This window comes from Paenibacillus sp. FSL F4-0122 (assembly GCF_038002845.1).
Taxonomy (GTDB): domain Bacteria; phylum Bacillota; class Bacilli; order Paenibacillales; family Paenibacillaceae; genus Paenibacillus_AQ; species Paenibacillus_AQ odorifer.
Map to the genome: position 1 here is coordinate 1829518 of NZ_JBBODI010000001.1, position 12617 is coordinate 1842134.

At 45.6% G+C, this 12617-nt stretch carries 12 protein-coding genes and 1 riboswitch; of the genes, 4 read left to right on the forward strand and 8 right to left on the reverse strand.

The window, feature by feature from the left end; all coding sequences use genetic code 11:
- Positions 1–178: 178 nt before the first annotated feature.
- The gene (locus MHH49_RS07740; RefSeq protein ID WP_036682654.1) at positions 179–2422 is read right to left on the reverse strand and encodes a heavy metal translocating P-type ATPase; all 2244 of its coding nucleotides are present in this window, start codon (positions 2420–2422) and stop codon (positions 179–181) included.
- A gap of 264 nt (positions 2423–2686) precedes the next feature.
- Here MHH49_RS07740 and MHH49_RS07745 point away from each other — a divergent pair, with 264 nt between their 5' ends.
- Positions 2687–3448 carry a CPBP family intramembrane glutamic endopeptidase gene (locus MHH49_RS07745; RefSeq protein ID WP_036682655.1) on the forward strand — a complete coding sequence of 254 codons (762 nt, stop codon included), beginning with the start codon at positions 2687–2689 and terminating at the stop codon, positions 3446–3448.
- Positions 3449–3811: 363 nt separating this feature from the next.
- Here the strand turns inward: MHH49_RS07745 and MHH49_RS07750 are convergent, their stop codons facing one another.
- The 7 genes from MHH49_RS07750 to MHH49_RS07780 all read right to left on the reverse strand — a co-directional run bounded on the left by MHH49_RS07750 (position 3812) and on the right by MHH49_RS07780 (position 9346).
- The gene (locus MHH49_RS07750) at positions 3812–4177 is read right to left on the reverse strand and encodes an ArsR/SmtB family transcription factor (protein ID WP_036682656.1); all 366 of its coding nucleotides are present in this window, start codon (positions 4175–4177) and stop codon (positions 3812–3814) included.
- A gap of 100 nt (positions 4178–4277) precedes the next feature.
- Positions 4278–5012 (reverse strand): ABC transporter permease, encoded by a 735-nt coding sequence (locus MHH49_RS07755; RefSeq protein ID WP_036682657.1) that lies wholly within the window; start codon positions 5010–5012, stop codon positions 4278–4280.
- 1 nt (position 5013) lies between these two features.
- Positions 5014–5730, reverse strand: coding sequence for an ABC transporter permease (locus MHH49_RS07760; RefSeq protein WP_036682659.1), 717 nt, complete (start codon positions 5728–5730; stop codon positions 5014–5016).
- On the reverse strand, positions 5727–6638 hold the full coding sequence (locus tag MHH49_RS07765; protein WP_036682661.1) for an ABC transporter ATP-binding protein: 912 nt from the start codon (positions 6636–6638) through the stop codon (positions 5727–5729). The genes MHH49_RS07760 and MHH49_RS07765 overlap by 4 nt, the downstream gene beginning before the upstream one ends.
- A gap of 70 nt (positions 6639–6708) precedes the next feature.
- The gene (locus MHH49_RS07770; RefSeq protein ID WP_036682662.1) at positions 6709–8136 is read right to left on the reverse strand and encodes a HAMP domain-containing sensor histidine kinase; all 1428 of its coding nucleotides are present in this window, start codon (positions 8134–8136) and stop codon (positions 6709–6711) included.
- Positions 8133–8807 (reverse strand): response regulator transcription factor, encoded by a 675-nt coding sequence (locus tag MHH49_RS07775; protein ID WP_036682664.1) that lies wholly within the window; start codon positions 8805–8807, stop codon positions 8133–8135. Before MHH49_RS07775 ends, MHH49_RS07770 begins: the two co-directional genes overlap by 4 nt.
- A 119-nt stretch (positions 8808–8926) precedes the next feature.
- Complete coding sequence (locus MHH49_RS07780) at positions 8927–9346, reverse strand: pyridoxamine 5'-phosphate oxidase family protein (protein ID WP_036682665.1); 420 nt, start codon at positions 9344–9346, stop codon at positions 8927–8929.
- 160 nt (positions 9347–9506) lie between these two features.
- Between MHH49_RS07780 and MHH49_RS07785 the strand changes: the two genes are divergently transcribed.
- The 3 genes from MHH49_RS07785 (at position 9507) to MHH49_RS07795 (ending at position 12262) form a co-directional block, all read left to right on the forward strand.
- Entirely contained in the window at positions 9507–9866 is a 360-nt protein-coding gene (locus MHH49_RS07785) for an MFS transporter (RefSeq protein WP_235219478.1), read from the forward strand.
- Positions 9867–9886: 20 nt separating this feature from the next.
- Entirely contained in the window at positions 9887–10726 is an 840-nt protein-coding gene (locus MHH49_RS07790; protein ID WP_235219479.1) for an MFS transporter, read from the forward strand.
- 72 nt (positions 10727–10798) lie between these two features.
- On the forward strand, positions 10799–12262 hold the full coding sequence (locus MHH49_RS07795) for a hypothetical protein (RefSeq protein WP_051491254.1): 1464 nt from the start codon (positions 10799–10801) through the stop codon (positions 12260–12262).
- A 158-nt stretch (positions 12263–12420) separates the two neighbouring features.
- Positions 12421–12531: riboswitch (TPP riboswitch) on the forward strand.
- The last annotated feature ends 86 nt before the right edge of the window (positions 12532–12617 follow it).

Sequence of the window (12617 nt, forward strand, 5' to 3'; positions counted from 1 at the left end):
TGAAATAGCCTCCTCACTCCATTTGTTATAATGTCTCCTGATGTGGATATATCTTCTATATCGGCAAAAAAAGACAAATTCTTTGCTGGCAAATAAAAAAAATAAGCCCTAAGACCCCTAAAACTGGAATCCTAAAGCTCACTTTTGTTGAAATCATTTATTTAAACACCAAAGATACTTAACCCTCGTCTTGCACTTTTAAAGCTCGAATACTGTTCAGTACGGCTAGTACGGTTACCCCTACATCTGAGAATACAGCCTCCCACATCGTGGCAATCCCGAATGCACCGAGCAGAAGGAATATAGCTTTTACACCTAAAGCAAAAATAATATTTTGCCATACGATGGTCCGTGTACGCTTGGCAATTCCGATAGCTACAGCAATCTTCGAAGGTTCATCGGTCATAATTACAATATCCGCTGCTTCAATGGCAGCGTCGGAACCGAGTCCCCCCATAGCGATCCCGACATCGGCTCTAGCCAGTACAGGAGTATCATTAATTCCGTCTCCGACAAAAATAATCTTCTCGCGTGGAGACTTTTCACGATCCAGCTTCTCGATGGCCTCTACCTTATGCTGTGGTAAAAGCTCTGCGTGTACCTCATCTACCCCTAACTGCTTCCCTACATCTTCAGCTACGGCGGAAGCATCACCTGTCAGCATCACCGTCTTGCGTATACCAAGCTTTTTGAGGCGCTGAATGGCCTGCAGTGAGTCCTCCTTCACTTCATCGGCGATCACCAGATAACCCCCGTATTGATGATCTACCGCAATGTGAACAACGGTACCGCTCTGCTCTGGGACCTCATAAGCAATTCCCTCACGCTCCATCAGACGTGCGTTGCCTGCAAATACGGTCTTGCCTTCGATAGTTACTTCGATACCATGACCAGAGATTTCATTGTAATTCGTGATAGCTTCCTTAGAAATCTGTTCACCATAAGCCGTCCGAATCGACTCAGCGATCGGGTGATTGGAATGGCTCTCCGCATAAGCGGCTGTCCGCAGTAATTCATCCTTAGATTTGCCACCCGACGGATAAATCCCCGTCACCTTAAACTGTCCCTTGGTCAACGTTCCCGTTTTATCAAAGACAACTACCTTCACATCATTTAGGGCTTCCAGGTAGTTGCTTCCCTTAATCAGAATACCGCTGCGTGAAGCTGCACCAATCCCTCCGAAGAATCCCAGTGGAATCGAGACCACAAGCGCACAAGGACAAGAGATTACGAGGAATACAAGTGCTCGGTAAATCCAATCCGAAAAAGTCGCACCACTGATCAGCAGTGGAGGAACGACGGCCAGCAGAACTGCTGTGATCACTACTACAGGTGTGTAGGCACGTGCAAATTTAGTAATAAAGTTCTCGGTTTTAGCTTTGTTGCTTGATGCATTCTGCACTAGCTCCAGTATTTTGGATACGGCCGATTCTCCAAAGGTCTGAGTAACTTGCACAGTAATTACGCCGTTCCGGTTAATAAAACCACTTAACACCGCACTTCCTGGACCAGCTGATCGTGGTACCGACTCTCCAGTAAGTGCAGATGTGTCCATCATGGCGTTACCTTCAAGTATAGTTCCGTCAAGGGGTACCTTCTCACCGGGTTTAACAACAATCAAATCTGCGATGGCTACTTCCTCAGGTGAGACCTTCTTCAGATCATTTCCAAGCTTGAGATAGGCAAACTCGGGGCGAATATCCATAAGTGCCGTAATAGATCGGCGTGAACGATTCACAGCCAGACCTTGGAACAGTTCTCCAATCTGGTAAAACAGCATTACTGCCACGCCCTCTGGATACTCACCAATCGCAAATGCACCGATAGTTGCCAGAGCCATCAGGAAATTCTCATCAAACACCTGGCCACGGATGATGTTCTTAACCGCCTGCCAGACAACTTCACCACCCACGATAAGATAGGCTGCCAAAAAGATCAGCAATTCAACTACTCCATCCACGGGCAGGAATATCCCAGCTAGAGCAAGAATTCCACCAGCGCCTAACCGCAGCAATATTTTGCGTGTGTCGCCTTCCCCATGCTCATGTGTATGACCATGACCTTCAGCATCCTCATGATCATGATGATGTCCATCAGCTTGATGGCCGTGCTCATGACCATGCTCGTGAGCATGCGTATGTTCATGAGCACCGCTATTGCGCGCCTTGTGATTTCCCCCAACCTTCTCTTTCACATTTACGTGGGGCTCGAGTGCCTTCACCGTTTTCTTCGCTTCTACAATCGCTGATTCCTCATACCCTGCGGCGGTTTCCAACGTCATTGTTTTTGTTACAAAGTTAACGGAACAAGACGATACACCTTCAATCTTCTTCACCTTATCTTCAATTTTCATCGCGCAATTGGCGCAATCCAAACCTTCTAATTCCCACTGACGTTTTAATTTTCCTTGCATTGTATCCATACGGCACATCTCCTCAAATAAAAACCATATATGAGCACTTGTTCATATGTTATCTTAGCCCTATTATATTCCCTTTATATTTCAAGGTCAATACGCGATATACACCATTTTTCTACATTATCTTAAAAATTAAATCAATTGACCTTTACGTGAAAATATGTAAAATCATGTATGACCGAAAGTAAGTTTCTTACATACGAATGACCCCATTATCAATGAAGCTCGATGGGCAAATGATTTACACAGAAGGGATGAATTTAGAACATGTCAAAGCTAGCCAAAACGTCTTCTTTTTCACAGAAACACCCCATTTGGAGCGTAGTTATTATCGAGGTGTTATTACTTGTAGCCGTAACTGCCGCCGGGGCTTACGCAACCATTAAGGAACTTGCGTACAACGCCCCTGTACTTATCTCCTTCATCCCAATCGCGCTTGTACTCATCATCTACTTTACAGTTAAGCGCAAATGGAGCACGCTCGGCTTCCGACCTCTAAACACCATATCCTCGGGCAACTGGATCTATTATGCCCCACTAGTAGTGGTCCTGATTACCATATCCTTTAAGGGTTTTCGTGAGATCAGCGCATCCGAGGTACTGTTCTTTATTTTTTTCACCCTGCTGGTCGCTTTTGTGGAGGAAAGCATCTATCGCGGTTTGATTTTTAAGACCTTGCTTCCTAAAGGGGCTAAAACAGCAGTGATCACTTCAAGCATTCTCTTCTCTATTACCCACTTACTTAATGCATTATCCGGCACAGATATCACACAAATTCTTCTACAACTCGTATATGCGCTTCTGATCGGTTTTGCGCTAGCCTTGCTGATGCTAAAAAATAATAATATTCTTCCGCTGATATCCTTTCATTTTATACATAATTTAATTCAGTTTGTGGGCAATGATAATACGAGTGAATACATGGGAATCGATCTATTTATCCTGCTAGTGCTCGCAGTGCAATGTGTCTGGCTAGTGTTGTCCTTTAGAAAACCAAACCTAACGAAGAACCTAAATCAAGCCAGTTAATAAGCTAACCCTTGCTTCAAAATACAAAGCTTCAGTTGATTCAACTTGGTTTCATTAGAGCAATATTTGTCGCAACCCACACAGCTAACGGACCCAGTTGACCCTAAAAGCAGTATTATCCCCGATTTAGCATATTATCGGACCCCATAGCTGCTATAGGCATGAAAAAGAGCAAAATCAGACCTCTTTCTAAGGAATAACTGCACTGAGGTCCGCAACTCTGCTCAAAAAGCGTTAATTTTGCAAATAAGGTCAACTGGGTCCGTAAGCCGTAGCGGATGATCAGGACTCGTCGGCATAATAAAAAGAGGGACTCCCAAAAGCCATCCAATGGCTGCTGGGAGTCCCCCTTTTTGCAACTAGCTATTCGTGTCGGACATGCTCGTGGGTCTGCAAAAAGATCTGCTCCACATGCGCATCGTTCAGCGAATAGAATACCGTTTTCCCCTCTTTACGGCGTTTCACGATCCGTAGATTCCGTAAATAACGGAGCTGATGGGATATCGCAGATTGGCCCATATCAAGGATCACGGACAAATCATGTACACATAATTCTTGCTGGGACAAAGCGTAAATGAGCCGCACTCGTGTTGGATCACCCAACGCTTTGAACATTTCTGCCATTTTATCAGTAATCCCACGGTCTGGCAGGATCAATGCAATGGATTCCGGTTCAAGCTCTGAACCCTTGCATGTATTGTCGCAATCTTCTAATGCCGTTGGCTCCATGCTCTCGCCCTCCTCCATCTTAGCTAATTATATTCTTTAATTATAAGAAAAACAGCACGGGATGTCCATTGAGGAGGAGTTTATAGCCTCTGATTGTGAATCAGACTGCTTTACGATAAAAGGAGATTAGTCCTGCGGCAAAAAAGACAATCAAGCTCCCTCCCACTATCATCATCAGTGTCTCTAAAGGCAGATTAAAGGCACCAAATCCGTCATCACCATAAGGACTCATGGCTAACATCGGCTGTACCCAAGGATAATAGGGGCCGTAGGTTGAAGAATTAGCGATCAGTATATTGGGAATAGTCAGACTCACATTCAGCGCCAGCGGTGCGCCGAAGCTGCTCCAGCTTTGCGAGATCGCCAGCTGCAATGCGGCGAGTGGTAGGCAGGCTACAAAGCCGCCAAATACTGATTTTAGCAGCAGCGCCCAAGGGATTGGATCTGGAGCCCCACGGAACAAGCCCATTCCCAGCACCATAACGAGGAACGTTATTTGCACAGCAGCCAGCAATCCGATGATCATCACATATTTTGAGAGATACACCGACAACCGGGTTACAGGCAGAGACAACAATAGCTTCCAGCCACCGTCATGATGCTCATAACGACAGATCAGGGCCGCAAAAATGCCTGAAAGCACAGGCAGAAACAGCAAAGCATGCATCATTGACATCACACTTAACAGCAGCTCCCAAGTCATCTTCTCGCCTTGATTATCCGATAACAATCCGGGAACCAGTGATAAAACCGGACTTCCTATGACTAAAAGCCAAACATATGATTTAGACATTTTTAATCGCTCTGAGGATAATACTCTCCAAAATGACTTCATCTTAATCCACATCCTTTCGAGCGAAATGCACTGCACCCGGCAAAAACACCAGCATTCCCAGCAGCAGACCCGCACCGCTGAACAAGAGGCGATTAGAGGAGTCCCACGCCAAATATGGCCATGTTAAAGGCACCCACTCCGAAAGGAACATGGAGAAAAATGACGTCAAGGATAATGTGATCCCCAGGGCAACCGGCAGTGTCTGATTACGATTAGCCAGGGAAAGCCACAGCTGTAGCGCGATGACCGGCAGAGCCGCAATATAGGACATAAAGCCAATTCTGAGTACATCCACATAAGGAGTAAGATCAGCTTTGAAGCCCAAAATAAGCCCTAAAACAACTATCCCCACTGAGAGCAACAAACAGGAAACTGCCACAAGCAGCAGACAGAGCGTTAGCTTAGCCATAAACACTGAAGTACGGGAGATAGGCAGTGCCAAGAGCTGCTTCCACGAGCTCATCTGATGTTCGACATTTGCAATCAGCGAGCATACTAAAGTGCCTCCCAGAAAAAGAGCTGTGGGCACAAACCCGGACACATTATCCAGTAGTCCTCCCCATAAATCCGCGCTATACTGCTGACGCAGATAATCATAACGAAGGCCAAAGTTAAGGCCCTGCATGGCTACTAGACCAATCGGTCCTAGAAACACTAGAAACCAAATTCCTTTGCCGCGGATTTTAAGCCAATCCGCTGACAACGCCCGCCACATCATGATTCCCCGCCTCCCACAACCTGTAGGAAGAAGTCCTCAAGCGATTGTCTCCGCTCCTCTACACGATAGACAGCGTGCCCATTCTCTACCAAAGCTTTGACTAGCAGCGCTACTCTTGCATCGTTCATTCTTGAAAAAATCAGTTTTTGCTCATGTAGTGTCCCTTCATACCCCCGGCCTCCAGCGAGACGTAACGCAGACTCTGGTTCCGAAACCGCAAGGCGTATCTCGCCAGCAGCCTGTTGTTGCAGATTAGCTATTGTATCTTGGTACACCATTTGCCCTTGGCGAATAATACCCACGGTATCTGCCATTTGTTCAATTTCACTAAGCAGGTGACTGGATACTACAACCGTAATTCCTTGCTCCTGTGGCAAACGTTTGATAAGCCCACGAATTTCCTGAATCCCTGACGGGTCGAGTCCGTTCGTTGGCTCGTCCAGAATAAGCAGCTCTGGATTCCCTAACAAGGCAGCTGCGATACCAAGTCTCTGCTTCATCCCGAGGGAGAACCCTTTGACCGGACGTCTCTCTTCCCCGGTTAGAGAAACAATATCTAGCACCTCAGCGATTCGTGACTTCGGAACATCCAGAATGCGGCGGATCGCTTCGAGATTGTCCACAGCGCTCAGATGCCCATAATACGAGGGGGATTCGACAAGCGACCCTACCTTCCGTAAAATTTGCAGCTTATTCTTCCGAAGATCCTGGCCGAACACTTCAATTTTTCCAGATGTCGGTGTAATTAGGCCAAGCAGCATACGGATTGTTGTAGTTTTCCCAGCTCCGTTGGGACCCAGAAAACCATAAATCTCACCCTTGCGGATATTTAAATTCAAATTTTCTACCGCAGCCCGGCCACGATATTTTTTCAATAAATCCTTAGTTTTAATCACTGTTTCTTCCATGTTCTTCACCTCGGTATACAGCATAACGTCCCAAGGTTAAGAACAAGGAAGTGCCAAGTTTAAGTTTTGTTTAAATTTCACGACGCGGATCAAAGATTACAATAGAAGTGCCTTCGCCTGTGCTCTCCATAACCCATTCCAGCTCCATATGCTTCATCAAAAGATCGACGATAGACAATCCCAAACCTGCCCCCTTGTAATCGGATGGACTCTGAATGCCTCGACCATGATCCGCAATAATTATGGCACGTTGTTCATTACGTTGCTCCGTTGAGATCCCGACATAATGCCCGCTGCTGGCATGTCGTACAATGTTTTGATACAAATTATCGAGAATACGGCGGAACCAGACCTCATCCACCCTCCAGAATAGCGGTTCGGCTTCCAGGTTAATATCAATGTCGAAGCCCTCTTTTTCCCATACGGGGTACCAAGCAGCCGCACTTTCCCGCAACAAGCGTAAAACATCTTTACGTTCCAGCTTTAAGGTTACCCGTCCACTATTGAGCAGATTGTAAGACAAAAGATTCTCGATCAGGACGCTAAGATCCGCAATACGCTCATCCATAAGCTGTAAGGACTGCTTACCTTTTGAGGTCAGATCCTCTTTGGTCATAACATGGATATGGCTGCGAATGACGGTTAGAGGTGTACGTAAATCGTGAGATAGATTCGAGACTAGACGCTTACGCAACTCTTCCTCTTCTATTTCCCTGCGTCGGCTTTCATCCAGTTTGGTTACCATCGTATTAAAAGCTTCCTCCAGGCGACCGATCTCGTCCAGTTTGCCTGTCACTATAGACTTAGGCATTCTATCCGGGCCTGTAATCGTCATCGCGGTTTGCAGTTGCAATAGCCGTTTGCGAATTTTTCTAAAGAACATCCACGAAACCAGAGCGAACCCTCCAAAAAGGGTAAATAACACAAAGTTATACCAAGCCCAAGCCCCTAATCCCCCATAAGCCCCTTTGTTCAGCAGCTCACTTGGAATTTGCATCACTATAAATCCCTTGCCTGCCTCCACCTTGTCCCCCACGAAAGCAACGATCGCTAAAGGATCACGATTCGTACTTTCTTTCATAAATGAAATAGCCTCAGCCGCAGTCCACTGATCAGGAACTTCATGGTAAATCTTATCCGTATCCCCTTCATCAGGTGTGAGAATCAGCTGGGTTTTTCCCTGCCCGTCTACCCAAAACATAGTAGTCTCAGTGTATTTTCGACTCAGTTCATGCAGCCGCTGATTTATGGCTTCCGAAGAAGCATTTTCTAAGTGAAGTGCCTCCTTATGCCACATAGTCTCCAGCGGTGCAATATTCGAATACAGGGATGTATCTACAGGCGGGGCACCTTTAGTCACTTCGTTAACAATATTGTAGCCAACAAAAGACAGCGGAAGGACCACAGGGATAAATAGCAGTGCAGAAACGATAATTAGCAAATACCCTGATAACAAAGAGGAATTGCGTTTCTTGCGAATGCGCTCCAATCCTCTCATGCTCTTACCCGGTATCCGATCCCACGGACAGTTTCGATAATTTCCGGATTACCCGGATCAAGCTCCAGCTTTTCGCGCAAATAACGAATATGTACCATCAGAGTTTTATCCCCTTCGATATAAGCCTCACCCCACACGGCCTCGTAGATCTGCTCCTTCGTCATAATTTGGTTAAGATGACGCAGCAAATAGGAAAAAATCTGAAATTGCTTGCCTGTAAGCATGATTTCTTCCTGAGTCTGAGCATTTATCACGCGGTTATCCCCTTCATATACGACCAGATGTTTAAGTGTGAGCGAATCCTGTACAGATGCCCCATTCCGTCTGAGCAGCACCTCGATTCGAGCGGCCAATTCATCCGGATGAAAAGGCTTGGTCAAGTAATCATCTGCGAATTCCAAACCTTGCAGCTTATCATCAATCGAGGTTCGGGCGGAGAGCATTAAAATGGGCAGCTTAGGGTAGGAACGTTTCAATCGTTGCCCGATCGTAAACCCATCCAGACCAGGAAGCATAACATCGAGAATAGCCAGTTGGCAGGCGCCGGCTTCTTCCATCGCACCTTCGCCGCTCCGTAGCCAGCGGACACTATATCCTCTTTCGCTTAAATCAGCAGACACTACGCTGCCAATCTCACGATCATCTTCAATATATAACAGAGTAACGCTCATGTAGCTTTAGCTCCTCCCCGATATGAATACCTAAAAAGTTGAAGTCATTATAACACATCAAACAGCCCTCCTACCCCATAGGGGATAGGAGGGCTGTTTGATCAATTCAAGGCTATAGCTTATGGCTGCCATACTCCATGCTCTTTATTGCTACCTACATACTCAATACGTGTTGGAGTAAGCTCCAAAATCACATAATTAGGATCATCAGGTCCAGTAAACCATGGCTCCAGCTCTTTATTCCATACCTTGGAGCGCAAGCCTTCATCCTTAGAGACGGTAGCGGTCGCTTCAATCTCCAGCACATCTTTGCTTCCGCCGGCCTCATAGCCAAGCAGTACAAAAGCATTCGGATTATCGGATAGCTCCTCCACTTTATGAGTTTTGCGATTTGTAGCCAAATAAATCTTCAAACCCTCATGGAAAATGGCCATATAACGTACTTTCGGCTTATTTCCTTCTTCGATCGTACCAAAGGAACCGAACTTGTTGTCATCCAATGCTTTAATAATGAGTTGTTCCAGTTGTTTGTTATCCATTACGTAAATCTCTCCCTTCAAGCATGTAAACAAAAGTTTATATATCCAAGCTCACCGTTTGGATTTATCATAACAATGGTGCTTATTATAATGTACCCTTCAGGTTCACATTGAATCCGACCTTACTCCATAAACTACATCAAGATAAGGAGCTTACTTCGTGAAAAAACTGATTTGGATCGGCTGTCTCTCCTACTTCGTTATCGGTCTGGCACATGTTGTGCTGGGATCTATTCTGCCCGTTCTACTGCAACATTATGATCAAAATTACAGTGCTGGCGGTGAATTAATCTTTAGTCAATTCGCTGGTTTTTTAGCAGGCGTGTTGGTCTCTCCCCTACTTAATCGCCGCTTCGGTAAACGTGGAGGCATCCTCATTGCCACCAGTCTTCTAATAGTTGCAGAAGTTGCCTATGCCTTTCTACCGCCTTGGGGCTGGATGTATTTTATCGCTGTTGCCGCAGGTTTTGGTTTCGGGATGATCGAAGCGGTTATGGCACCATCATTATTGGTGCTGTAACCGAAGGAACGGCTATTGCGATGAGCCGGCTCGAAGTTCTATTCGGGATAGGCGCACTCGTGATGCCGCTTATCGCCAGTCCGCTCATTGCTGCCGGAGCGTGGAGATTGGCCTTTCTAATCGTCGCTGCCTTCTCTTTGATTTCTCTTATCCTCTGGGCAAGAGGACACTTCGGTAATCTACAACGCATGCTGGATGAACGTGCCTCTGTCCAAGGAGCAGACAATTCGCATTCCTCAAGCTCACGTTCTAACAAAAAATTTCCGTATAAAGGTAAGCAATGGATTCTGCTAGGGATCTTCATCGTTTTCTTTTTTCTTTATGTAGGCACAGAGATGAGTTTAGTCAACTTTATGCCGGCTATCTTTATTGCCAAGCTAGGGATGACAGAGTCTGCGGCAGCACTGACAGTCACTTTCTTTTGGCTGGCGATGTCTACAGGAAGATTGTTTGCGGGTGTAATTGCCGAAAAAATATCTTATCGCGCGTACATTCTCAGCAGCTGTTTACTAACCTTGTTACTGCTGACACTCTTTCCGTTCACTGACAATCGAATGACTGCTTTCATTGTAATTCTGCTGCTGGGGCTGTTTATGTCCGGTATTTTCTCCATTGCATTGGTTTTCTCCAGCAAAATGCTGCCTGGCACCGAAGAGTCAACACCCAGCATTATGATTGCTTCCGGAGGCGTTGGTGGTGCTTTGCTACCTCTGTTTACGGGCTGGTCTATGGACCATTTAGAAGTGGCACAAACAGCCGGATTACTTGCCACTTTTGCTGCCTTCTTGTTCCTGCTAAGCATTGCCGCATGGAGATTCCAAGCCAGGCAAGCGGTGGAAGGAAAGAGTTCCAGTATTTAGAATAGTATCAACGTTATCCTTTTAGGGTAATGTGATCTATAAGCATATTCTGAGCACAAGGATGGACAATGAATGAATGAGTCTTTAAATGAGTCTTCAACTGAGCCTTTGTTACATACTGCGCTTATGCAGTTTATATTTCCCTTCTCTATAAAAAAGGGCGATTCTAAGCAGCTTATCCAGCAATTACAGGACGACGGATTCACACGTTTTTTTCTGGATAACAAAGAACTGGAAGCTGCCTATTATGGAGAAGGTTACTGTGTTTCCCATGAACGAATGGAGCGCACCTATTTACCGTTTGCCGCACACGTCCTTTTTCCGCGCAGGAAGGATGCCGACTCGTTTCGCCGTTTTTCCAGAGTAAATAATCTCGACTGCATTCTGGAGATTCCGCAGCAATCTATATTTTTCAAAATTCTCTCGACGGATATATTCATATGTCCCTTTCAGCTTGGATTCGTGACGATACGTGTCCAGCTGGAGGGGGATTCGATTCCCTTTAGTATTGCCCTAGAATTCGCGGATCGTTTCCGTGCGCTAGAGAAAACCTTCATACAGGATGACTACACTTATATTCATTGCGGGGAACAGACCTATGAGATGGTAGAGGATTTTGTCTTCCGAAATTTGGTGGATGGACTGGAGCCATATCTGGATCAATCGGATATCAATGGGGCTTATTTTGAGACCCTTCCTTTTTTCGTAGATGAAAGAATGCAGGTGCAAGCTTTTTACGGCTTTCAGAATGAAGAAGGTTCTGATGAGATTAGTGTAAATCTACGCTATCGCGCCTCACAGCTTGATGGAATTGATCTGAACGGAAAGCCCTATGCCAGTGCAAGCGATCCAGCGTATATTGCAAACTATTGTCATGAGCATTCCTATAATCGCTGGGGCCCAGACACGTATTATATGATGAATGAGCAGACCTTTTGCTGCATGACCCGGGCTGAACAGGAGATTGCTGTAAGTCTAGCCAACCAGATGTATGGGCAATATTATTACGGATTTTTACTCAATATTTTCCACAAAATCGTTCTGCTGAAGCTCGCCAATATGCACTCCCGACTTCGGATTAATCATGATTATGAGGAAATAGACAATCTAATCTATTCCATCAATAAGTTCTCGGCAAAGTTCTACTTCTTGGAGTTGATTTCCCAGTCGCAGGGCCGGGAGATATTTCTTCAGCTGCGTAAAGTATACGGAAACGACGCTTTATTCGAGGAAGTGAAAGAAACCTTAAATGACCTGTTTCAGTATCAGGATAAGTTTCAGTCCAAGCGACGGGATAATCTGCTGATGATTCTCACTGTATTTACGGTAGTAAGCGGGATTTACGGCATGAATCAGGTCATTGACGATCTGGATGGAAAGATTCAATGGAGTAAAATGATTGGATATTCCCCCTTTGAATTTCTTGCCCTCTTCGTGATCATGAGCGGGATTCTGATCAGCGTTGTCCTCACGCTAGGGGCGCTGGTTAGTGAGCTTAAACGGCGTCACCGCAAGAAATATAAAGATCTAGACTAGCAAAAAAGAAACTACTGGATTGGAAAAATTCAGGAGTGCACTACTAGACATTCCGAGTACAGCCGTCTATAATACACCGTATGCGAGAAATATAAGACATTAAGTATAGGTACAAAACTTATGCTTACTTATATTGCACATAGAAATACCCGTTAACTTCATAGAACCAGGGGTGCTGGAATTGGCCGGCTGAGATTGTATCCCACAAGATACTGACCCTTATACCTGATCTGGATAATGCCAGCGTAGGAATCGCCAATTGGTTCTGGTCCCTGTGACCTTGACTAACCTTGCGCCAAGCCAGCGTCCCGATCACTCGGGGCGCTTTTTTTGTAAGATCACTAAAAGATGTAGA

Excerpts from the sequence above, each read along its gene's own strand:
- MHH49_RS07740 (WP_036682654.1), bottom strand. The coding sequence starts at position 2,422 with ATGGATACAATGCAAGGAAAATTAAAACGTCAGTGGGAATTAGAAGGT.
- MHH49_RS07745 (WP_036682655.1), top strand. The coding sequence starts at position 2,687 with ATGTCAAAGCTAGCCAAAACGTCTTCTTTTTCACAGAAACACCCCATT.
- MHH49_RS07750 (WP_036682656.1), bottom strand. The coding sequence starts at position 4,177 with ATGGAGCCAACGGCATTAGAAGATTGCGACAATACATGCAAGGGTTCA.
- MHH49_RS07755 (WP_036682657.1), bottom strand. The coding sequence starts at position 5,012 with ATGAAGTCATTTTGGAGAGTATTATCCTCAGAGCGATTAAAAATGTCT.
- MHH49_RS07760 (WP_036682659.1), bottom strand. The coding sequence starts at position 5,730 with ATGATGTGGCGGGCGTTGTCAGCGGATTGGCTTAAAATCCGCGGCAAA.
- MHH49_RS07765 (WP_036682661.1), bottom strand. The coding sequence starts at position 6,638 with ATGGAAGAAACAGTGATTAAAACTAAGGATTTATTGAAAAAATATCGT.
- MHH49_RS07770 (WP_036682662.1), bottom strand. The coding sequence starts at position 8,136 with ATGAGAGGATTGGAGCGCATTCGCAAGAAACGCAATTCCTCTTTGTTA.
- MHH49_RS07775 (WP_036682664.1), bottom strand. The coding sequence starts at position 8,807 with ATGAGCGTTACTCTGTTATATATTGAAGATGATCGTGAGATTGGCAGC.
- MHH49_RS07780 (WP_036682665.1), bottom strand. The coding sequence starts at position 9,346 with ATGGATAACAAACAACTGGAACAACTCATTATTAAAGCATTGGATGAC.
- MHH49_RS07790 (WP_235219479.1), top strand. The coding sequence starts at position 9,887 with ATGAGCCGGCTCGAAGTTCTATTCGGGATAGGCGCACTCGTGATGCCG.
- MHH49_RS07795 (WP_051491254.1), top strand. The coding sequence starts at position 10,799 with ATGAATGAGTCTTTAAATGAGTCTTCAACTGAGCCTTTGTTACATACT.